This is a genomic window from Streptomyces sp. MS06, assembly GCF_047200655.1.
Lineage (GTDB): Bacteria > Actinomycetota > Actinomycetes > Streptomycetales > Streptomycetaceae > Streptomyces.
In genome coordinates, this window is record NZ_JBJZOJ010000033.1 from 34,647 (window position 1) to 56,456 (window position 21,810).

At 73.4% G+C, this 21,810-nt stretch carries 17 protein-coding genes and 1 tRNA gene; 10 read left to right on the plus strand and 8 right to left on the minus strand.

The genetic code is table 11. From position 1 onward, the window contains the following. Window positions 1-19: 19 nt before the first annotated feature. Genes ACL02U_RS19095 through ACL02U_RS19105 form a run of 3 tightly spaced genes read right to left on the minus strand, consistent with a single transcriptional unit; the run spans window position 20 to window position 3,032 of the window. The gene (locus ACL02U_RS19095) at window positions 20-784 is read right to left on the minus strand and encodes a carbohydrate ABC transporter permease (protein ID WP_412792112.1); all 765 of its coding nucleotides are present in this window, start codon (window positions 782-784) and stop codon (window positions 20-22) included. Between the two features lie 53 nt (window positions 785-837). Beyond that, a complete protein-coding gene (locus ACL02U_RS19100; protein WP_412792075.1) occupies window positions 838-1,740 on the minus strand; it encodes a carbohydrate ABC transporter permease in 903 nt (300 codons plus the stop codon). Further along, window positions 1,737-3,032 (minus strand): extracellular solute-binding protein, encoded by a 1,296-nt coding sequence (locus ACL02U_RS19105; protein WP_412792076.1) that lies wholly within the window; start codon window positions 3,030-3,032, stop codon window positions 1,737-1,739. Before ACL02U_RS19105 ends, ACL02U_RS19100 begins: the two co-directional genes overlap by 4 nt. Before the next feature lie 572 nt (window positions 3,033-3,604). Between ACL02U_RS19105 and ACL02U_RS19110 the strand changes: the two genes are divergently transcribed. Both ACL02U_RS19110 and ACL02U_RS19115 read left to right on the plus strand, forming a co-directional pair. After that, a tRNA-Pro gene (locus ACL02U_RS19110) sits at window positions 3,605-3,678 on the plus strand. 419 nt (window positions 3,679-4,097) lie between these two features. Next, window positions 4,098-5,063 carry an NADP-dependent oxidoreductase gene (locus ACL02U_RS19115; RefSeq protein WP_412792077.1) on the plus strand — a complete coding sequence of 322 codons (966 nt, stop codon included), beginning with the start codon at window positions 4,098-4,100 and terminating at the stop codon, window positions 5,061-5,063. A 218-nt stretch (window positions 5,064-5,281) separates the two neighbouring features. On the opposite strand, the gene ACL02U_RS19120 is transcribed toward ACL02U_RS19115, so the two are convergent. Then, window positions 5,282-6,853 carry an MFS transporter gene (locus ACL02U_RS19120; protein ID WP_412792078.1) on the minus strand — a complete coding sequence of 524 codons (1,572 nt, stop codon included), beginning with the start codon at window positions 6,851-6,853 and terminating at the stop codon, window positions 5,282-5,284. Between the two features lie 678 nt (window positions 6,854-7,531). On the opposite strand from ACL02U_RS19120, the gene ACL02U_RS19125 reads away from it, so the two are divergent. The 7 genes from ACL02U_RS19125 to ACL02U_RS19155 all read left to right on the plus strand — a co-directional run bounded on the left by ACL02U_RS19125 (window position 7,532) and on the right by ACL02U_RS19155 (window position 16,764). Further along, entirely contained in the window at window positions 7,532-10,426 is a 2,895-nt protein-coding gene (locus ACL02U_RS19125; protein WP_412792079.1) for a phosphoenolpyruvate synthase, read from the plus strand. Further along, complete coding sequence (locus tag ACL02U_RS19130; RefSeq protein WP_412792113.1) at window positions 10,426-12,093, plus strand: hypothetical protein; 1,668 nt, start codon at window positions 10,426-10,428, stop codon at window positions 12,091-12,093. The genes ACL02U_RS19125 and ACL02U_RS19130 overlap by 1 nt, the downstream gene beginning before the upstream one ends. Then, window positions 12,090-13,181, plus strand: a complete 1,092-nt coding sequence (locus tag ACL02U_RS19135) for an SDR family oxidoreductase (RefSeq protein WP_412792080.1) — start codon at window positions 12,090-12,092, stop codon at window positions 13,179-13,181. The genes ACL02U_RS19130 and ACL02U_RS19135 overlap by 4 nt, the downstream gene beginning before the upstream one ends. Continuing rightward, the gene (locus tag ACL02U_RS19140) at window positions 13,178-14,125 is read left to right on the plus strand and encodes a nucleoside-diphosphate kinase (protein WP_412792081.1); all 948 of its coding nucleotides are present in this window, start codon (window positions 13,178-13,180) and stop codon (window positions 14,123-14,125) included. Before ACL02U_RS19135 ends, ACL02U_RS19140 begins: the two co-directional genes overlap by 4 nt. 11 nt (window positions 14,126-14,136) lie before the next feature. After that, on the plus strand, window positions 14,137-15,120 hold the full coding sequence (locus ACL02U_RS19145) for a ScbA/BarX family gamma-butyrolactone biosynthesis protein (protein ID WP_412792082.1): 984 nt from the start codon (window positions 14,137-14,139) through the stop codon (window positions 15,118-15,120). Window positions 15,121-15,190: 70 nt separating this feature from the next. Next, window positions 15,191-16,090 (plus strand): hypothetical protein, encoded by a 900-nt coding sequence (locus ACL02U_RS19150; RefSeq protein WP_412792083.1) that lies wholly within the window; start codon window positions 15,191-15,193, stop codon window positions 16,088-16,090. Further along, on the plus strand, window positions 16,087-16,764 hold the full coding sequence (locus tag ACL02U_RS19155; RefSeq protein WP_412792084.1) for a nitroreductase family protein: 678 nt from the start codon (window positions 16,087-16,089) through the stop codon (window positions 16,762-16,764). The genes ACL02U_RS19150 and ACL02U_RS19155 overlap by 4 nt, the downstream gene beginning before the upstream one ends. 381 nt (window positions 16,765-17,145) lie before the next feature. Here ACL02U_RS19155 and ACL02U_RS19160 read toward each other — a convergent pair whose 3' ends face one another. Both ACL02U_RS19160 and ACL02U_RS19165 read right to left on the minus strand, forming a co-directional pair. Further along, entirely contained in the window at window positions 17,146-18,705 is a 1,560-nt protein-coding gene (locus ACL02U_RS19160) for an MFS transporter (protein WP_412792085.1), read from the minus strand. Window positions 18,706-19,003: 298 nt separating this feature from the next. Continuing rightward, window positions 19,004-19,369, minus strand: coding sequence for a MerR family transcriptional regulator (locus ACL02U_RS19165; RefSeq protein WP_412792086.1), 366 nt, complete (start codon window positions 19,367-19,369; stop codon window positions 19,004-19,006). 92 nt (window positions 19,370-19,461) lie between these two features. On the opposite strand from ACL02U_RS19165, the gene ACL02U_RS19170 reads away from it, so the two are divergent. Then, window positions 19,462-19,932, plus strand: a complete 471-nt coding sequence (locus ACL02U_RS19170; RefSeq protein ID WP_412792087.1) for a hypothetical protein — start codon at window positions 19,462-19,464, stop codon at window positions 19,930-19,932. A 186-nt stretch (window positions 19,933-20,118) separates the two neighbouring features. Here ACL02U_RS19170 and ACL02U_RS19175 read toward each other — a convergent pair whose 3' ends face one another. Together ACL02U_RS19175 and ACL02U_RS19180 are read right to left on the minus strand one after the other, a co-directional pair. Beyond that, window positions 20,119-20,646 (minus strand): NUDIX hydrolase family protein, encoded by a 528-nt coding sequence (locus tag ACL02U_RS19175; RefSeq protein WP_412792114.1) that lies wholly within the window; start codon window positions 20,644-20,646, stop codon window positions 20,119-20,121. 24 nt (window positions 20,647-20,670) lie between these two features. Next, window positions 20,671-21,810 carry an amidohydrolase family protein gene (locus ACL02U_RS19180; RefSeq protein WP_412792088.1) on the minus strand — a complete coding sequence of 380 codons (1,140 nt, stop codon included), beginning with the start codon at window positions 21,808-21,810 and terminating at the stop codon, window positions 20,671-20,673.

Below are 21,810 nucleotides of genomic sequence, written 5' to 3' on the forward strand. Positions count from 1 at the left end.
GTCGCCGTCCGGGCACGGGTCACTTCACGGCGCCCACGGCGATGCCCCGGGTCAGGGTCCGCTGGAAGACGAGGAAGAAGACGATGGCGGGCAGCGCGCCGAGCAGGCCGGCCGCGTTGGTCATGGTCGCGTCCATCAGCCGCTGGCCCTGGAGGACACCGAGCGCGACCGAGACGGTCTGGTTGTCGTTGGACGGCAGCATGACCAGGGGCAGCAGGAACTCGTTCCACGTCCAGATGAAGAAGAACACCATGAGGACACCGAGGGTGGGCCGGCTGACCGGGACCACCATCCGCCACAGGATCTGCCAGCTGTTGGCCCCGTCGATCCTGGCTGCCTCGATGATCTCCCTCGGGAAGGCCCCGAGCACGGAGGAGAGGAGGTAGGTGCCGAAGGCCGCTTGTATGACGCTGAAGACGATGATCAGGCTGAGCCTGGTGTCGTACAGTCCCAGCTCCTTGGCCAGGTAGTACAGCGGGTAGATCAGGGCTTCCTGCGGGAGCACGTTGGCCAGCACGAAGAAGCCGAGCATCCAGGCCCGTCCCTTGATCCTGCCGATGCCGATCGCGTACGCGTTGAGCACCGAGAGGACGACACCGGACACGGCCACCGACCCCGATATCAGGACCGAGTTCAGGAGCACGCGCCCGAAGTCGACCCGGGTCCAGAAGTCGCTCAGCGCGTTCAGGCTGATGCCGTGAGGCAGCGCGAGCGGGCCGTGCGCGGAATAGTCGGCAGGCGACTTCAGCGCGTTGTTGAGCACGATCAGGAGCGGCAGCACCATGAAGATCCCGCCGAGGCTGATCGCCACCAGCACCGGGTAGCGCTTTACCGCCTTCACTGTTCGTCCTCCGCGCGGGTCTGGAAGCGCAAGCCGACCATGGTCAGCGCCAGGATGATGACGGTGAGCACCGTCGCGATCGCCGAGCCGTAGCCGACCTCGGTCTTCTCGAAGAAGGTCGAGAAGGAGAAGTAGGACGGCACGATGGTCGCGTCGGCGGGCCCGCCCTTGGTCAGGACGTAGACGGCACCGAAGACCTTGAGGGCCGCAATGGTGCACCACAGCATCACCACGTAGATCTCGGGCCGGATCTGGGGCAGCGTCACATGCCAGAACCGCTGCCACCAGTTCGTCCCGTCCAGCTCGGCCGCCTCGTACAGCGACGGATCGGCCCGCTGGAGCCCCGCCATGAAGATCACGACGGGGAACCCCAACTGCACCCACACCATGACGGCCATCACGCTCCACAGCGCGAACTTCGGGTCACCCAGCCAGTCCTGTTGGAGCGAGCCCAGGCCCACCGCCTTCAGCAGCTCGTTGAGCGAGCCGTTGCCGGGGGCCAGGATCCAGCTCCAGACGATGCCCGCCACTGTGATCGGCAGGACCTGGGGAAGGTAGAAGCAGGCGCGCAGAACGCTGGCCGGCTTCGAGCCGAAGTGCTTGCCGACGAAGTCGAACAGGGCCGCGGCCACGACGAGGCCGATGGCGGTGGGGACCACCGCCATCGCCGCGACCATGGCGACGCTGTGCCTGAAGGACTCCCAGAACCGTGAGTCCTTCAGCAGTTCCCGGTAGTTGTCCAGCCCGGCCCAGGTAGGCGTGCCGACGCCCTGCCAGTGGGTGAAGCTGAACCAGATGTTCATCGCGAACGGAACGACGATGACCGCGAGGAACGCGACGACACCGGGGACCAGGTAGAGCGCGTACGGGTTGCGCAGTCGCAGGGGTTGTGGACTCATGACGTGGGGGCACCCGCGTCATAGGCCTTCTGGAGCTCGTCGAGCACCTGGCTGGGGCTCGCGCTGCCGGTGATCAGCTTCTGGGTGGCGGAGACCAGGACGTCGTAGAAGCCCGGGACCGGCCAGTCGGGGTAGAAGGCGAGCCCGTCCTCGGAGGAGATCTTGTTGAAGTTCCGGATCAGACCCTTGGAGCCCGGATCGGTGATGGCCGCCGGGTCGGCCGCGACGGGGACGCCGCCGTGGTTGCCCAGGGTGTTCTGGATCTGCTTCTTCAACGTGATGTTGATGAAGTCATAGGCCAGCTGCTTGTTCTTGGCGTTCTTGGGGACGACCCACAGGTTGCCGCCGGAGCCGAGGGTGAGCTTGGACCCGGGCCAAAGGAAGGAGCCCCACTTGAACTTGTTGTCGGCGGTGAAGCGTCCGAACCACCAGGTGCCGGAGAAGAAGATCGGTGCCTTGCCGCTGATGAAGGAGACCCCGGCGTCCTCGGCCTTCGCGCTGCTGCTGGTCTTGGCGATGTAGCCCTTCTTGACCCAGTCCGCGAACGTGTTGGCGGCGTAGGTCCAGGCGGCGTCGTGGAAGTCGACCCTGCCCTTGTAGAGCTCGTAGGAGTCCACCCAGTTGCGGTCGGCCTTGGACAGGGCGAGCTGGTACAGGTACTGCTGGGCGGGGTACTCGGCGCCGCCGTTGGCGAGCGGGGTGATGCCCTTGGCCTTGAAGGCCTGCAGCGCGTCGGTGAACTCGTCGAATGTGGTGGGGACCTTCACGTGGTTCTCCGCGAAGAGGTCCTTGTTGTAGTACACCATCGTGTACTCGCCGAAGTTCGGGATGCCGTACCACTTGCCCGAGCCCATGACGCCCTTGGCGTCGTACTTGCTGGTGGTGGACACGCTCGGGCTGAGAAGCTTGTCCCAGCCGTACTTGGTGACCTGGGGCGTGAGGTCGGTGAGCAGGCCCTGCTTGGCCAGGAGGCCGGCAGTGGCGTTGCCCTTGTTGTACTCCATGACGTCGGGGGCGTTGCTGGAGTTCAGCACCATCGAGGCGGTCTTCTGGACCTGCTCGAAGCCCTTCGCCTCGAACTCGACCTTGACTCCGGGGTGGGTCTTCTTGAACTCGGCTATCGCCTGGTTCCAGGCGATGCCCATGGCACTGTCGGGACCTTCGTAGTGCCAGAGCTTGAGGGTCTTGCCGTCGCCCTCGGCGCTGCTGCCGGAGCTTCCGCACGAAGCGATCAGCAGCGTGCCCGCAAGGGCCGCCGCGGCGATTACTGCCGATCTGCGCACCTTCATCATTGAACGTGACCTCCACCTGAGCCGGACGAACGGTGTGAGCGCCGCGTCGAATGCCTTCGATGCGGCTCGTCGAAGCGCTTCGACGGCGGACGGTATGCAAGGCTCCGCATGTATGTCAACAGGCTTAACAAACCATCTCCGTGGTATTTCCCGGGCCCGGAGATCCAGTCCGCCTCGACGACCCCCGTCCGCCGAGGAGAGGAGGTTCCGCGTGGAAGGCATACGGCCCGCTCCTGCGGCTGCGGAGCACCTTGGCCGTGGATCGCTCGTTCTGGGCCTGCCCGGCCGGCTGGGGGTCGCCGCCGGTATCCCGGCTGCGGGTGCTGCCCGGAAGGTCCGGACAGCACGGTCCCGGAAGGGGTGGACGGCGACCTCGGAGGCGGTGCGGACCCGCTCCAGGCGCCCCTTCGTGAGTGTGCCTGCACCCTCTACCGAACTTGAGGTCAAGTGGGTCGGTGCCGGTGCCCGGACCGCCCCTCGGTGCGGGCGAAAGGGGTGCGCGACCATCGGCCCGAGTGCGGTATGGTTTTCCTGCACGTTCTGCCGGGGGAAACCCCAGGTCAGGCGGGCACCGGGACGTGGCGCAGCTTGGTAGCGCACTTGACTGGGGGTCAAGGGGTCGCAGGTTCAAATCCTGTCGTCCCGACGGTGCGAAGGGTCTTCGCGGGCAAGAGCCGGCGAGGGCCCTTTTCTGTTTCCCTTCCCCTGCTGTTTCCTTTCCCCGCGCTCGCCCCGCCCCTGCTCATGCCCTCCCTGCCCCTCGCCCTTGCCCGGCCCGGCGCGCGACGCGACCTGATGAGCGGCCTCGCAGGGCACGGCCCCACCCTGGGCCGGAGCTACGCCGCCGAGACCGGCCGAGCACCTCGGCCCGCGCTGCCGGGGCGGCTCCGCCGCAGGGGCCGCGCGGCGCAACCGTGCGACCCGCACACCACTCCTTCAGCCGTCCGGGACAAGCCGTCCGGCCCCACCCGGCGCATGCTGGGCTCGGGCCACCGGGCCCGCAGCGTTCCCGCGCCGGGCCAGGCCGGGCGGAGCGCCGCCGTCACGGCGAGGAGTGATCGACCGATGACCGCCATGCGCGCGGTACGCGCCCACGAGCGCGGGGGCCCCGAGCAACTGGTGTACGAGAGCGCACCACGACCCGAGCCGGGCCCCGGCGAGGCGCTGGTCTCCGTCCACGCCGCCTCCGTCACCCGAGGGGAGCTGGCCTGGGACGCCACCTGGACCGACAGCTTCGACGGGACCGGTGCGGACCGGACGCCCACCATTCCCTCGCACGAGGTCAGCGGAGTCGTGGCCGCACTCGGCCCGGGGGCGTCCGGCCCGCCCGCGGGAACCGCGGTGTACGGTCTGATCCCGTTCACCCGTGACGGAGCGGCCGCGGAGTACGTCACCGTCCCGGCGGATCTGCTGGCGGTGAAGCCCTCCGGCCTCGACCACGTCCGGGCCGCGGCCGTTCCGCTGGCTGCCCTTACCGCGTGGCAGGCGCTGGTCACCCACGCCGCCGTGACCGCCGGCCGGCACGTCCTGATCCACGGCGGAGCGGGAGGCGTCGGCTCCTTCGCCGTCCAGATCGCCGTGGCGCTCGGCGCGCGAGTGACCGCCACGGCTTCGGCGGCGGACCGGGAATTCGTCCGGCGACTCGGGGCCGAGCAGGTCCTCGACCACACCGCCGACCGCTTCGAGGACCACGTCGAAGGCGCCGACGTCGTGCTGGACCTGGTCGGCGGCGCGACCCAGGCCCGCTCCTGGAGCGTGCTGCGCCCGGGCGGCACGCTGGTCAGCATCGTGCAGCCGCCGGATCCGGACGCCGCCGCCTCGCACTCGGCACGCGGCGTGTTCTTCGTCGTCGAGCCGGATCGCACCGGGCTCGAGTCGGTCACCGGGCTGATCGACGACGGCCGGCTCGTCCCGGTCGTGGACCGTGTCGTTCCCCTGGCCGAGGCACGCGCCGCCTACGAGGCCCTGGAGAGGGAGCACCGCCGTGGGAAGATCGTGCTCCGGGTGAGCGAGGACGACGGCGGCGACTGAACCGGCGGCGACTGAACCGGCGGCGACTGAACCGGCGGCGGTGCACCGCGGCAGCAGCACGCCGCCCTGCCCGCCGGATCGTCGAGCGGCACTCTGCGGCGTCCCCGCCGTGGGTCCGGAGGCTGCCGAGTCGGATGGTCGCTTCGGAACTTGCCGAGTCGGGCGGTTGCCGCGGAACTGCCGAGTCGGGCGGTCGCTTCGACGGCTGCGGTGCCCGGTCACCCTTCCGGGGGCGGTCCGGAAGCCCGCGGTGGACGGCCCCTCCCGTCCGTCCGCCGGGTGGCCCGGCCGGCCGGCGGCGCGTCCAGAGCGCAGTGCAGCGGCTGCCCGGCTCCCGCCGCCCCCGGGCGTCCGGCTCGCTCCGGCCGGGCCGGGTTGCGGATGGTCACCGCGGCGAGCACGCCGGCCAGGACGCAGAGGGCGCTCGAGATCAGGCACGCGGTGTCGAAACCGGCGGAGAACCGCTCCGGACGGAGGTAGTCCGACCCGCTGAGACCCGCGGCGGCGGGCAGCACCGCCACGGCGATCAGGCCGGCGGCCCGAGCCACGTCGTTGTTCACGGCGGACGCCGCGCCCACATGGCGGGCCGGCGCCGCCGCCAGGGCCGTGGCGGTGAGCGGTGCCACGGTGGTGGCCAGCCCCAGAGCCAGCACCAGCACGGCGGGCAGCACGTGCGTCACGTAGTCCGCATGCGTACCCACCCGGACGAACAGCGCGATACCGCAGCCGACCAGCACCGGACCCACGCTCATCTGCAGCCGGGGGCCGATGCGGGAGGCGAGGGCGCCGGACCGGGCCGACAGCAGCAGCATCACCACGGTGAGGGGGAGCAGCGAAACGCCGGCCTCCAGCGCGGTGTACCCCGAGACCTGCTGCAACTGCACCGGCACCAGGAACAGCGCCCCGCCGAGAGCCCCGTACAGCACGAAGGTGACGGCGTTGGTGGCGTTGAAGCGGGTCGAGGCGAACAGGTCGAGCGGGAGCACGGGTGCCTTCGCCCGGCGCTCCCACAGGACGAAGCACCCCAGCAGGAGGCCTCCCAGCAGCAGGCTGCCCAGCACCACCGGGTCGGTCCACCCTCTCGACGGCCCCTCGATGAGCCCGTACGTCAGCCCGACCAGACCCAGCGTCACGAGCACCCCGCCCAGCAGGTCCACCCGTTCGGGGGACTGAGGGTCCCGGGACTCGGGAACGTGGCGCGCCGCGACGGCCACCACCACGGCGGCCACCGGCAGGTTGATGGCGAAGATCCACCGCCACGACGCCGACTGGATCAACCAGCCGCCGAGGAAGGGCCCGATCGCCGTACCGACGCCGCTGAGGCCGGACCACGCGCCGATCGCCCTGCCCCGGTCGTCGGGCACGAAGGACGCTTCCAGGATGGCCAGACTCCCGGGGGTGAGCAGTGCCGCGCCGACGCCCTGCAGCGCTCGGGCGGCGATGAGGGTGCGGACGTCCGGCGCGAGGCCGCACAGCAGTGAGGCCGCGGCGAACCAGATCACCCCGACGACGAAGAACCGCCTGCGCCCGTAGCGGTCGCCCAGTGCCCCGGCGACCAGCAGCAGTCCCGCCAGTGCCAGGGTGTAGGCGGTCACCACCCACTGCAGCGCGGCCAGTCCGGTGTGGAAGTCCCGCCCGATCGCGGGGAGGGCGATACCGACGACCGTCGCGTCGATCGACGCGACCGCGGATCCGAGGACGGTCGCCGCGAGTACCCAGTGCCCCCGTCTGCTGGCGTAGGCGAGCCCGGGACCGCCGCCTCCCGGCAGGGATGCCTGTTCCGCCGTCAAGTCCGCTCCATCCGCTCGTCGCCGCCTTCTCCCGGTCGCGCTTCTCCGGCCGCGAGGCGCCGGAAGGACCCTCGGGGCAGCGGGACATGACCAGGCCTGACGCGATCCTACGGAAGCAACGGCCCGGGAGGGCGGCGGCGTGCGGCGACGGAGCCGTGGCCGCGCTTGCCCGCTTGCCCGTCGGGGCCGGGCCGGGCCGATCGGTGCGGTGCGCCGGGGTGGGGGCGTGGAGTGCGCCGGGGTGGGGTCGTGGAGTGCGGTGCGCCGGCGGGGGTGGTGCGGTGCGGTGTGCCGGGGTGGCCGTCGGTGTGCCGCCCCCGGGGGACAGGGGTGTCGCGGAACCGCTGGGGCGGAACGTGACCGGATAGGGGTCCTGTTCGGCGCCGCGAAGCCCCTTGTGCCGTCGGGTTTCGGCCGACGGGAGCCGGCCCGTCGCCCTTCGAGTCCAGTGCGGTCGAGGGCACCCGCCTTCGGACCGGCCGCCGGCAGCCGGTCCCGCCTCCGTGAGGGAGGTGTTCCGCTTGCCCGACGAACCCGGGAATTTGTCCGGACCCGCCCCCGGGATACCGGCGAAATTCGGCTGAAAGAAACATCACAAGCTACTCGCGGGTTTTGCCGAGTAGTGTCGTGAAACACCTCGCCGGAGTCGCAGAAGAAAGTCCTTCGGAGGTAAACCAGTTGTCGCTCGCCACGGGATCCGATCCCAGGTTCCTGCATGTCCTCACACCCGCCAGTGACATTTCAGTGGTCGCCGAATTAGCCGGCGGAAAAGGAGCCGGTCTGCACGCTCTCACCGCTTCCGGTTTTCGCGTACCGCCGTGGGCGGTGCTGGGCCTCGACGTGTTCGCCGAGTTCTGCCGCACCGGCGGACTCGCCGCACGGCTGGAGGACCTGTCGGCCGGTCCCCGGGACCGCGTGCCCCGGCAGGTCTCCGACGAGATCGCCCGCCTCTTCGCGGAGGCACCCCTCGACGAACGGGTCGCCTCGGCCATCGCCCTGGCCTACCGCCAGGCGGGCGGCGGGACGGTGGCGGTCCGCTCCTCCGGTCCCGAGGAGGACGGCCCGCACCACTCGTTCGCCGGCCAGTTCGACAGCTTCCTCAACGTGTCCGGACTGGACGAGGTCACCGAGCACGTCCGGCGCTGCTGGGCCTCCGCGTTCTCCGAGCGCTCCCTGCGGTACCGGGCCCGGCACGGCTTGCCTCCGGCAGCCGCGGGCGTGGCCGTCGTGGTGCAGCGCATGGTTCCGGCCGAACGCAGCGGAGTGCTGTTCACCGCGGATCCCGTGACCGGCCGAACCGGCCGGTACGCGGTCGGCGCCGTGCACGGGCTGGGGGAGGGGCTGGTGGGCGGCGGCGTCGACGCCGACACCGTCGTCCTGGACGCCGGCACCGGCGAGGTGGTGAGCGCGGTGGTCGGCGACAAGCGGGAACGCCTCGACGCCGGCCCCGGCCCGGGCTGCACGGTCTCCCCCGTGTCCGAGGAGGCCCGCACCGCGCCGGTGCTCACCCCCGCCGACCTCGCCCTGCTGCACCGGCTCGGCACGCGCGCCGACCGGCTCCACGGCACTCCCCGGGACATCGAGTGGGCCATGGCCGGCGGCGACCTGTGGGTGCTGCAGTGCCGCCCCGTCACCACCCCGACCGGCGCCCACCGCATCCCGCCCGAGCCCGAGGGCGAAACACGCCTCTGGGACAACTCCAACATCATCGAGAGTTTCAGCGGGGTCGTGTCCCCGCTCACCTACACGTTCGCCGCGGACACCTACGCCAAGGTGTACGAGGGCTACGCCCGCGCACTCGGGGTCCGCGGCCGGCGGCTGCGGGAGGTGCGGGAGTGGACCCCGTACCTGCTCGGCTGCTTCCACGGGCGCGTCTACTACAACCTCCACCACTGGTACCGCATGGTGCGGCTCGCGCCGCTGTACCCGCTGAACCGGCGGGTGCTGGAGAAGTCCCTCGGGGTCGCCGAGAGCATTTCCGACGAAACCGCCGACGCGCTCCATCCCTTCACTCCGCGGAAGGGACTGCCCGGCCGCATTTCCGCTCTGCCCCGCACGCTGATCTTCGCCGGTCGATTTCTCGCCGTCCGGGCATCGGTGGCGAGATTCCACCGGGAATTCTCCCGGAACTATGCGATCTTCAACAATATCGACTACGACGCGTTGCCCGGTGACGAGACCTACCGCCGCTTTCGCCGGCTCCAGCGTGAGCTCATCGAGAAATGGGGCCCGATGCAGATCGTGGACGCCACGATCCTGCTGTCCGTCGGTGTGCTCGCCCTGCTCACCCGCAGGTGGCTGCCCGCCGCCCCGGAATGGTTCATCTGGGCCGCCGCCGCACCCGGCGGTGAGGTCGAGTCCGCCGAACCGGTGCGGGCACTGGCCGAACTGGCGCGCACGGCACGCGCCGACACCGGGCTGCTCCGGCTGCTGGAGCGCACCCCGGACACCGACGCCCGCCGGGCACTCCGGGAAGCCGGCCACACCGGCTTCCTGGCAGCCGTCGACGCCTACGTCGCCGACTACGGCTACCGCAGCCCCGACGAACTGAAGTTGGAGGTAGCGGACCTCCACGAGAACCCCGAAGGCATGTTCGCCCTGCTGCGCACCGCCCTCGCGGACGACGGCGCCGGCGGCGGGCCCGGCAGGCACGGCGACGCCGACGCCTATCTCGACGCCCGGCTGCGCGGCTGGCGCCGACTGCTGTACGAGCGGGTGCGGGGAAAGGCGCGGTCCGCACTCACCGAACGGGAGCGGCTGCGCTTCTGCCGCACCCGCGCCTTCGGCGCCGCCAAGCGGATGCTGCGCGCCCTCGGACGCGACCTGGCCCGCCAGGGCGCCCTCGACGCCTGGGACGACGTGTTCCTGCTGCGCCTGGAGGAGGTCATCGGCGCCTACGAGGGCACGCTCGGGCACACGGAACTGAGGGACCTGGCCGCGCTGCGCCGCCGTGGCCTCGCCGCCGACGGCGCCCTGCGGGCCCCGGCCCGGTTCACCACCCGCGGTGCACCCTACTGGTCCGGCAACCTGCACCGGGCGGGCTGGACCAGCGCCCCCGCCGTCCCCCGCGGAGCCAGGGAACTGCAGGGCACGCCCTGCTGCCCCGGCGTGGCCGAAGGACGCGCCACGGTCGCCGACACGCCCGGCGACTTCCGCGGCGGCGTGCTGCTCGCGTACCGCACCGACCCCGGCTGGGTGACCGCGCTCCCGGCGGCCTCGGCTCTCGTCGTCGAGCGCGGCAGCCCGCTGACCCATCTCGCGGTCGTGGCGCGTGAGCTGGGCGTTCCGACCGTGGTCCAGGTCGACGGCGCCACCACCGAGATCCGCACCGGCGCCCTGTTGCGCGTCGACGGCGGCGCCGGGACGGTCACCGTGCTCGCCGACCCGCCCGACGAAGCCCCCGCCCCGCAATCGGACGGCCGCCTCCCGGACGCGCCCTTCACGGACACCCGGTTCCCGGGCACCCGCCTCCCGGGTACCCGCCTCCCGGACGCCCGCCTCCCGGGCACCCCTTCCCCTTCCCCTTCCCCTTCCCCTTCCCCGGACGCCTCCAGGACGGAGACCCACCAGTGATGCTCACCGAGGAGCGGCTGCGGGAGCTGCTCGACAAGTCCCTCACCGAACTGTCCTGCGGCACCGGGTGGGCCGCAACGCTCGAGGGCTCCCTCGCGGAGGGGTTCGGCAACTCCTCCTCCGACGTCGACTTCCTCCTCGTCTGCCGCGGGGACCGGGAACTGCCGACCATGCCGTCGCTGCTGTTCGTCGACGGCCGCCGGGTCGAGGTCCGCACCCGGTCGGTGCGTCAGCTCGCCGACCGGTTCGCCGTCCTGGAAGCGGCGGACGGGCGACCCGACCGGCTCCCCGAGGACCTGCTCGACCGGTGCCAGCGCTTCCTGCACAGCCGCCCCCTGCGCGGGCACGCCCTCATCGAGGAGGTCAAGGCGATGCTGCCGGCGGACCGGTTGCGCCGGGCCGCCGCCGGCTGGTGGGCGCACCGCGCCCGCCAGTCCCTGCGGCACGCGCTGGCGATGCAGTGCCTCGGCGAGTGGGAGGAGGCCGTCGACTGGACCCGCGCTGGGCTCGTGCAGACCGTCAAGTCATGGGCGGCCGGCGTGGGGGAGACCTATCTGGAGCCGAAGTGGCTGCCGCTGCAACTGGACCGGGCGGGCCGGCCGGAGGTGCGCGAGCGGTACTGGGAACTGGACGCCGCCGCACCGGCGGCCGACGACGACGTCGCGGCCCGCGCCCTGCTCACCGCCTGCCTCGACTTCGCCGAGGACCTCGGCCTGGCCGACGTGCCGCGGCGACCGGAACGCCTCGTGCTCGCGCGCGTGACCGGGGTGACCACCTGGCAGACCGGCGCACGCGTCCACGTCCTGCGCGGACGGCACGAGGTCTTCGCCCTCGGCGACCGCGCCGCAGCCGCCTGGCGCTGCCTCGTCCTGCGACGCCCGCTGCCCCGGGTACTGGAGACGGCCGCCGCCGCGGGGGTCCCCGACGCAGGCCGCCGACTGGCGGCCTTCCTCCGGCACGGTCTGGTCCGGCTGACGTGGAAGGGCGGCGGAAGCGTCACCCCGGCACTGCCGCTCGCCGCACCCGCCGGCCCTCTCACCCCGCCGCCCTCCACCGTCCGGCCGCTGCTGTCGATGCACGGTGCGGCCGTGAGCGGCCCAGACGCGGTCGATCTCGTGCCGCTGCCGGCCCCCCGCTTCGCGGCTGCCGCGATGGCCCTGGTCTGGTCCGACGTCGTCGTCGAGAACGCCCTGGAGGACCTGGACGGGGCCCTGCAACGCGGCCAGTGGCGGGTCGCCGAGGTCACCGCGCGCCGCGCCGTGCACGCCGCACTGCGCGCCCTGTTCAGCGCGCACGGCGTCAATCCGCTGCCCGCCGACTGCGACCTGCTGCGCCGCACCGACCTGCTGCCCCAGTCGGTCCGGCCGATCCGGGCGCGTGCCCGGGAACTCCTGGGGCGCACCGTCGACTCGGCGGAACGCGGCGACACCCTCCGGGCCGACCTGGCCGCCTTCGTCGCCGCCGTGCGCGAGGCCACCGGCGCCGGCGCCTTCCCCGCCTCCTTCGACTCCGGGGCGACCTGGCGGGCCACGCTGCGCCTCGGCCACGACTGGCTGCGCCTCGGCGCCCATCTCGACGCGGAACTGCCCCTCGAGGAGGCCCGCGACCTGCTCACCTCCGGCGGAGCCCCGCCCCGCCCGGCCGGCGGAGAGGCGGAGCTGCCGTGACGGAGCCGATGACGGTACTGGTCACCGGAGCCGGAGGGCTCCTGGGCGCCGAGGTGACCGCCAGGCTGACCGCAGCGGGACACGCCGTGCTGGCACTGGTGCACCGCAACCGCGCACTCGTCCGCAACAGCGGCCGGCGACTCACCGCCGGACCCGGCGCCCTCACCCTCGTCGCCGGCGACATCACCCGGCCCGGCCTCGGGCTCGGCGGCCGGGACCGGCGGCTCGCCGCGGCCGCCGACCGGATCGTGCACTGCGCGGCCGTCACCGACTTCGGACTGCCCGCCGAACGGTACGACGCCGTCAACGTCACCGGCGTCCGGCACGTTCTCGACCTGGCCTCCACCGGCCGCACGCCGCTGGTGCACGTCAGCACCGCCTACGTGTGCGGCGAACGCGACGGCACCGCCCGGGAGGACGAACTCGACATCGGCCAACTACCCGGAAACGACTACGAGAAGAGCAAACTCACCGCGGAGGGACTGGTCCGCGCGGCCGCCGCGGGCGGCCTGCCGGCGGCCGTGGTGCGGCCGAGCATCGTCACCGGAGCCGCCCGGACGGGCCGCATCCGCGACTTCCGGACCATCTACCCGGTGCTCCGCGTCCTCACCCGGGGACTGGTACGCACCGTGCCCGCGCACTCCGACGCGGTCCTCGACCTGGCCCCCGTCGACCGCGTCGCCGACCTGGTGGCCGCGGCCGCCCTGCGCTTCCCCGACGCGGAGGGGCGCACCCTGCACGCCGTCGGCCACGAACTCACCCTGCGGGACTTCTCGGACGTCCTCGCCGAGTACCCGTCCCTGGCAGTGCCGAGATTCGTCCCCCCGTCCGCGTTCTCCCCGGCGGACCTGTCCGACCGGGAGCGCCGGTACCACGACCGCGTCATCTCCCTCCACACCACCTACTTCCGACGGCGCCTGCACTTCGACGACGCCCAGGCCGCCTCCTTCACCGGCCGCCGGGCCGGGCCCCGCGCCGCCCGGCCGTACCTGCGCCGCCTGCTCGACCACTGCCTCACGACCGGCTACCTCGGCCCGGCACCGCGTCCGGAGCCGGCCGGCGCCCGAACCCACCGGAGCACCCCGTGACCCCTCAACCCCGCCCGCTCGAGCCCGCGCACGGCATCGAGGTGTCGCCCCTGCTGACCTGCCTGCCCGAGAAGCGGCGGCTGTACGGCGCGGACACCTACTACCAGGAGAGCCACGAGCAGCTCGCCGCCCTCACCGACGACGTCACCGGCTTCGCGCACCGCCACGCCCTGCTGCTGCTCAAACCGGACGCCGTGGTGTCCCGGCGACTGGACGCCGCCGTCCTGTGGCTGGTGCAGCGGGACTTCCGGATCGTGGGCGCCGCGGTCACCCGCCTGACCCGCACCATGATCCGCTCGCTGTGGTACTTCCAGTGGAACCTGGCCACGCCCCAACGCCGGCGGCTCGCCGCCCTGTTCCTGGAGGACGCCGACGCCCTCGTCCTGGTCGTGCGGCCCGGGCGCCCGCCGGACGTGCCCGCCCCCGTCGAACTCACCCGGCTCAAGGGACCGACGGACCCGGAGGCCCGCCGGCCCGGCCAGCTCCGCCACCTGCTGGGCCGCTACAGCTACCTGCTCAACCTGGTCCACACCCCCGACGAGCCCGCCGACGTGCTGCGCGAACTGGCCGTCCACTTCGACCACGCCACCCGCGAGCGCCTCTTCCGCTCGGCGCTCGCCGGCGAGGACCGCACCACGCACGCTCTGGAACTGGCGGACGACCTGTACGCGGCCGCCGAGCCCCGCGAACTCGACTTCGCGCCGGCCGCCGAACGACTGCGCGACGCGGTCCGCCTCCATCCCCGCGTCGATGCCGACGCCTCCCCGCGGATCCTGCTGGAACGGGCCTGGCAGTACGGGATCGCCGTCGACCCGTGGGACACCGTCATCGTCGGCTCGGCGGTGCTGCCCATGCGGCAGCCCGGCCGCGTACCCGTGCTCGGCGGGGCCGGGTCGGAGGCATGGCGCCGGCACCTGGCCGCCCTCCGCGCCACGACCACCTGAGGAGCGGGGCCATGGAGTTCACCCGGACACTGCCGAAGGAGCTCGTGCACCGCGCCGCGGTCGCGGAGGTGTTCCTCACCGACGCGGAACGCCGCAGCCGGAGCGAGGTGCTGCTCGCCGCGCAGTTCCCCCGATTGCACGCCTTCCACGACGACACCCTCGACCCCCGTCCGTGTCTCGACCCGCTGCTGCTGCTGGAGGCCTGCCGGCAGGGCATCTTCGTGGTCGCGCACCGCTATCTGGACGTCCCCGCGGACCACAGGTTCCTGCTGCGCAGCGCCGAGTTCGAGGTGCCGGACCCGAGCGTCCTGGCGACCGGGACCGCCCCCGCCGAGGCCGTCATCGCGGCGCGGATCGAGCAACGCTTCCACGACCGGACGGGGCCGGCCGGGCTGCGGCTGCGTTTCACCGCGACCATCGGCGCGCGCCGGGCCCTGCTGGCCCGCATCGCCTACTCCTGGATGCACCCCGACCGCTACAGCCGCCTGCGCTGCGGGCAGCGGGAGGCGCTCGGCCTGTTCGGGCCGCCGGTGGCCCTGCCGGGCCCGCACGCCGAGCCCGCCGTCGTCGGCCGGCGGAACCCGGCCAACACGGTCATCTCCCCGCCGTATGCCTCCGCGGACGGAACCCGTACGGCCCGCCTGGTCGCCGAGACCGGCCATCCGACCCTCTTCGACCACTGGGTCGACCATGTGCCCGGGATGCTGGAACTGGAGGCCTTCCGGCAACTGGCCGTGACCGCCGCCGTCGCCGCCGGCACGGTGGCCACGGCCACGGCGCTGCCGGTCGGGCTGGCGGCCCGGTTCCGCCGCTTCGCGGAGATGGACCTGCCCCTGCGGTGCCGGACCGAACCGGTGGCCCCCGGCGGTGAGATCGCGTGTTCGCTCCACCAGCCCGGAGCCCTGGTCGCCGACGCGCGGATCCGCCTGGCGGACCGCGCCCCGGTCGCGTTCGCCGCCGCCTCCGCCGGCCCGGGAGCCGTCGGGTGTGCCTGACACCCCGTGCTTCCGGCCCGCCCCGCCCTGCCTTTTTCCCGCCCCGCCGACGAACCGGAGGACGCCACCCTTGACCGTCGCCGCCGTGCCCCGGGCGCCCGCCCGGCTGGGCCGTTTCGTCCTGCGCATGTTCGCGCCCCACATCCACGTCACCTACGCCCTGCTGTGGGTGCTCGCCCTGGAGAGCTCGGCAGTGGACCTGTCCGGCACGGCCTGGCGGCCGACGGCCGCCACCTGGGTGCGGGTCGCCAGCGTCGCGCTGGTGCTGCTCTTCCTGCGCATGCTGGACGAGCAGAAGGACCTCGACCACGACCGGGTGCACCATCCGGACCGGCCGCTGGTCACCGGTGCTATCACGGTCACCGAACTGCGCGCGGCCATGGCCGTGCTCGCCGCGGTCGTCGCGGCGCTCAACGCGGCGTGCTCCGCGGCGGCCGTGCTGCTGGTCCTGACCGCCCTGGGCTACGCGCTGCTCCTCGCGGCCGCGGAACGGGCGTTCCCGGCGGTGCACGAGCGACAACTCCTCGGCCTCGCGATGGCCTGTCCGGTTCAACTGCTGCTCGGCGCCTATGTGTACGGGTCGTCGGTCGCGGCCGGCACCGTCACCGCCGACTGGCGTGGGGCGGTGCTGCTCGTGCTGTGCGCCTGCGTTCTTCTGCACTACGAGTTCGCCCGCAAGACGGTCTGGGAGGCCGCTCCGGGCGCCCGTGTCTACTCGGCCGCGCTCGGCCCGCGCCGCAGTGCCCTCGTCGCCGCCGGGTTCGCGGTCGGTGCGGTGGGCTGCCAGCTCGTCCTGTTCGCGCCGGTCGGCCCGCTCGCGCTGCTGCCCTGCCTGGCTGTGGTGCCCGCGTTGGCGGGCACCCGGCGGTTCCTGGCAGCGGGCCGCGGCGGCTGGCCGATGGGCAGCGCCGCCGCCTTCGTCGCGGGCACCCATCTCGCGCTGACCGTCCGGGCGGTGCTGCTGCCGTGACCGGTGGACCGGACCTGTCCTGCGAGGAGTTGCTCACGACGACCCGTGCGGTGCGGCGCGGTCTCGATCTGCGGCGGCCGGTGGAGCCGGAACTGGTCGAGGAGTGCCTGTCCCTGGCGCTCCAGGCGCCCAGCGGAAGCAACCGGCAGAACTGGCGGTGGGTCGTGCTCACCGATCCGGTGGTCCGCGCCCGGGTCGCCGCCGTGTACCGGGCGGCTTTCCAGGACCGCCACGCCGCCGCCCTGGAACGGTTGCGCAGGGAGCCCGGGTCGCCCCGCTCCGTCCTCGCCGACGCGCGGTACCTCGCCGAACGGCTGCACCGGGTGCCCGTCCTGGTCATCCCGTGCCTGGAACTGGCGGACGGGACGCTGCCCCCCGGCAACCAGGCCGGCCTGTGGGGGTCTCTGCTGCCGGCCGCGTGGAGCTACGCGCTGGCCGCCCGCAGTCGCGGTCTGGCCACCGCGTGGACCTCGGTCCACCTGGACCGGGAGCGGGAGGTCGCGGACCTGTTGGGGCTGCCTCCCACGGTCCGCCAGGGCGCCCTGCTGCCGACCGCGTACCCGCAGCGGACGCGCTTCCGGCCGGGCCCGCGCCGACCCCTGGAGGAGGTACTGCACCGTGACGGCTGGCAGGACGACGGGGACGAGCTTTCCGGCACCCGCCCGGTCCCCTGACCCGGAGACGCCGGGTGGAGCGCCGGCCCCGGTGACTTGTTGGCGATGCCGGTCCCGGCCCCGGTCCCGATCTCGGTCCCCGTCCCCGTCCCGGTGGCGGTGGCGGTGGCGGTGCAGGTCCTCGGTGGCGGTGCAGGTCCTCGGTGTGTGGTGCGGGTGCGGGACCGCCGATCCGGCTCCGGCGCCGCGCCATGGGGGCGGGTGCGGTCACGCGACGCCGCCGCCGGACCGGGTGACGGCGGAGGCCGGGGCGGAGGCCGAGCGTCTCCGCCCCGGCCGTCGCCGTCGCCGTCACCCGGTCCCGTTCCCCGGCCCCGACCGCCGGCTCCTGAGCCGGCACCGCTCCCCGGGGGCCGCTCGCGCTGATCGACGCCCCGCGGATCAGCGCCGCGTCCGGGCGGCGCCGACCTCGGCCGTCGCCCCTTCCGGGGCCGGCCGTGCCGCGGTGGGGCCGCCGGGCCGGGCGCGGTGCAGCAGGGCGGTGACCGCTGCGGCGGCGAGGAGGGCGACGACGGCCGCGCACAGGAGTGCGATGCTCATCCCGTCGACGAAGGCGGCCCGAGCCCGCTCGGCGACCTCCGGTCCGAGGCGCAGCGCGACCGCCACCGAGTCGCGTGCCTGGGCCGCGACGGGGTCGGGCACCCCGGACAGGTCCAGACGGTCGCGGTAGGCGGACTGCATGACGCTGCCGAGCACCGCGATGCCGAGGGCACCGCCGAGTTCGCGGGCGAGGTCGTTCACGGCGGAGCCGACGCCCTGCTGCGCCGGCGGCAGCGCGTCCGTGATGGTGGTGGTGGCCGGGGTCATGGCCAGACCCATGCCGGAGCCCAGCGGCAGCAGCCCGCACAGCAGCAGCCAGTAGGGGGCGCTGCCGTCGAGCCGGGACAGGACGGTCAGCCCGCCCGCGATGAGGAGCAGGCCCAGCACGCAGGTCCGGCGGGTGCCGGCGCGCCCGGCCAGCCGGGGGGCGAGCAGGCGCGCCGACGGCATCATGGCCAGCGCCATCGGGATGAGGCTCAGCGCCGCCACGAGGGGGCTGTCGCCGCGCACCAGTTGGAGGTACTGCAGCACCAGGAAGATGAAGCCGAAGAACGCGAAGAACTGCAGGGTGAGCGAGAGGGTTCCGGCCGCGAAGGCGCGGTGGCGGAAGAGCCGCGGGTCGATCAGCGGGTTCCTGCGCGACAGCTCCCAGAAGACGAAGCCGACCAGGATCACCAGGCCCGCCCAGAGCGCGCCCAGGGTGCGCCGGTCGGTCCACCCGACGGTGGGCGCCTCGATGATCGAGTACACCAGGACGCCCAGCCCCGCCACCGTGATGAGCGCGCCGACGAGGTCGAGCCCGGGCGCCTCCGGGTCGGCCGATTCCGGGATGACGAGCAGCGTGCCGACCAGGGCGAGCACCGCCAGGGCGATGTTCAGCCCGAACACCGAACGCCACGACCAGGCCTCGAGCAGCAGCCCGGAGGCGAGCAGGCCGAGGATCGCACTCGCCCCGGCGACCCCGGCCCAGGTGCCGACGGCGCGGGCCCGCTGCTCGCGCGGGAAGGTGCTTGTGATCGTCGAGAGGGTCGCCGGCATGACCAGCGCCGCGCCCAGTCCGAGGACACCGCGTACAGCGATCAGCGTTCCGGCGCTGTCGGACGCCATCGCCGCGGCGGAACCGGCACCGAACACGGCGAGCCCGGCCAGCAGAGCGCGCCGCCGCCCGAACCGGTCGCCGATCGCGCCGCCGAGCAGCAGCAGCGCCGCGAACACCAGGGAGTAGGCGTCGATGATCCAGGACAGCTGGGTCAGCGTGGCGTGCGTGTCGCGGGCGATCGACGGTACCGCGACGTTGAGCGAGGCGACGGCGGCGACCACGGTCGCCAGGGCCAGGCAGGTCACGCCGAGCACGGCGCGTTGCCGGGCGGCGGTGACGGCCGCTTCCGAGGGTGTGGACATGGCGGGCCTTCCTAATTCATCCTGTGATGAATTTAGTGTGGCACGTCCCTGCGCTGGATTTCAACGGGTGATGAATAAATTGGCCGGGTGAGGGTGGAGCCCGGGTTCTCCCCGCACCGGGGATGCATCCTTCGGACGGCCCGCAGGCAGTCACCGCGATCTCGCCCGGATCCTCCGGGAGATGGTCGAACGGGAGATCATCGCGGCGGTCGCCGAACGGCTGGGCGGCGCCGACGCGCCGGCCCGGGCCCCCGCGGAGCGGTGCCGGCCCGTCAGCCGGCGCCCGGGCATCTGCCGGTCAGCCCTCCAGGCCGGCCGCCCGCAGCGGGCACCCGCTGCCGACGCGCTCCCGGAGGTCGGCCCGCAGGACGGCCAGCTCGGCCATCCGCGCGTCGATGACCCGGATCTTCTCCTCCAGCAGCGCCGACAGCGCCTGTGCGGCGTCCGGCGCCTCGCTCAGTTCCTCGCCGTGCCGGGCGATCTCGGCGAGCGAGAAGCCGAGCGTCTGCGCGGTGCGCACGTAGTGCAGCCAGGCCACCGTCTCCGGCGGGAAGTCGCGGTAGCCGTTGGGAAGCCGCCTGCCCGCGACGAGCCCGATCCGCTCGTAGAAGCGGATGGTGTCCCTCGTGGTACCCGCCTGCGCCGCCAGTTCCCCGATACGCATGGTCCTCCGCCCGGGCCGTGGACTTGACCCTGGACAGTACTCCACTGTTTAGCGTGAGGCGTCGTTCATCCGGGACCCCTGGGAGCCTCGCCGTGCACAGTCCGCTCGCCCCCCACCGCCCTGCCTACCTGCGCCTCGTCCGCGCCAGCGCCTGGTACGACCTCGCCGCCACAGCCGCCTTCGCGACACCGTGGACGTACGCGGTCCTGCACGGCGCGCTGTCCTCGCTCAGCAGCGCCTGGGGCCTGGGCGCCCTGCCCGCCGCCGACCCCCTGCAGACCCTGTACGCGAACCTGATGGGGTCCGTCGTGCTCGTCTGGTCCCTGCTGCGGATCCTCCGCCCACTGCCCGAGTACGGCCTGTTCGACGGGGCCGCCCGCACCCTCTTCGCCGCGTGGCAGGCGTACGCGCTGGCCCAGGGCGCCACCCGGCTGCTGTGGTTCTTCCTCGTGCTCGAGGTGTCCTTCGGAGCCGCCCAGCTGCTCCCGTGGTGGCGCCCCGGAGCCCGCACCGCGACCGTACCGCAGAACACCGGAGCCGGGGCGGACGCGACCGTCCGGTGAGCCGGGGCCGCTGAGCCGGGAAGCGGTGCTTCCCGTACCGGCCCCGTGCGCCGCATACCGGGCCCCCGCGCCCGCCCCTTCCGACGGGCACGAGAGCGCAGCGGCCGGCCGGCCGGAAGGCACCCCGCCCCCGTCCGCGTGGCGCACGGCCGCCCGCCGGGGACGGACGCCTTCGGACCCGCGGCGTCAGTGCGCCATGCCGAGGTGGGCCAGCGCCTGCTTCAGCAGGAAGCCGTGGCCGCCCGGCATCTCGCCCTGCACCGCCTCCGAGGCCGCCTCCTGCGGGCTGAACCACACCAGGTCGAGCGCGTCCTGCCGGGGCCGGCAGTCACCCGTCACGGGAACGACGTACGCCAGGGAGACGGCGTGCTGACGCGGGTCGTGGTACGGGCTGAGACCCTGGGTCGGGAAGTACTCGGCCACCGTGAACGGCTGGAGCGACGCCGGGATCCGGGGCAGCGCCACCGGGCCGAGATCCTTCTCCAGGTGGCGCAGCAGGGCGTCGCGGACCCGCTCGTGGTGCAGGACCCGGCCGGAGACCAGGGTCCGGCTGACCGTTCCCTCCGGCCCCATGCGCAGAAGCAGGCCGATGCTGGTGACTTCGCCGCTGTCGTCGACCCGGACCGGCACGGCCTCGACGTACAGGATCGGCATACGCGCCCGCGCCACTTCGAGCTCGTCGGGAGAGAGCCAGCCGGGCGTGGTTTCGGTCATGTCAGACATTGCTTGATCATACTTTCAGGAGGGCGCGGAGAGCCGGTAGACCCGGCAGGCGTTGTCCGCCGCGGCCCAACGGGCGAACCGCACCGCGTCCGGCCGGGCCATCTCGTCGGCGTCGACCAGATCCTGCAGCAGCCCGGCCAGCGCCTGCCGGAACGCCAGCGCGCCGAGCGCGTACAGCTCCGCCGGGCCGCACGCGTCCGAGCTGTACAGCAGCTTGCGGAACGGGGTGACCTCCAGCGCCGCCGCCAGCACCTCCCGGGCCCGGGAGGGGCCGACGTGGTGCAGGGCGAGACCGACGTCGAGGTGGACCTGCTCGAACACCGCGGCCAGGTAGGCGGCCTGCCGCTGGAAGGGCCAGCAGTGCAGGAGCAGCACCGGGATCGTCCCGGCGGTCAGGTGCAGCCAGTCGGTGAGCAGCGCCGGGTCCGAGCGGGGCAGCCGCAGCTCGCTGTCGCCCAGGCCGACGTGCAGTTGGAGCGGCAGCCCCAGGTCCACGGCGGTCCACAGCAGGTGCCGGACCAGTACCGGGTCGGCCAGCCGCCCCCCGCCCCCGGCGAACCAGCGGCGCGCCGCGCCGGTCACCGCGGCGTCCGCGGGTCGGGTCGGGTCCAGGGCGAAGCCGGTCCGGTACGCGGCCACCGACTTCACCGCGACCACACCGGGCCGCCGCACCTCCGCCTCGGCCGCCGCGCGGAAGGCGCCCGCGTACGCGTCCGGTTCGACCCCGGCCCGCGCCACGGCCTCCGCGATCCGCTCCAGCCGCACGACCTCGAAGGCGGCCGCCCCCGCGGCGGCCGCGAGCTGACCGGGGCTCGTCCCGCCCGGCGGCGCGTACCCCGTGTCGACGCAGAAGACGCCCGTGCGGGCGGCGGCGAGGAAGCGGCGGTTCACCTCCCGCGCCCCCAACTCGGTCCGCCGGGCCATGTACACGTCGGCGGGGGAGTGCCGGGACAGGTCCAGCAGGGGTGCGCAGTGGCGGCGCACGGCGATCCCGACGGGCGTGTCGAAGAAGGAGACGTCGCTGCCCGGCCACGGGCCGCCCTCGGTGAGCAGCGCCTCGAAGCCCGCACGGTCCAGGCCGGCCGTGGTGACGCCGTGGCAGTGGTGGTCCACCAGCGGCAGCCCGGCCAGTTCCTCCTCCACCGCGCCGCGCAC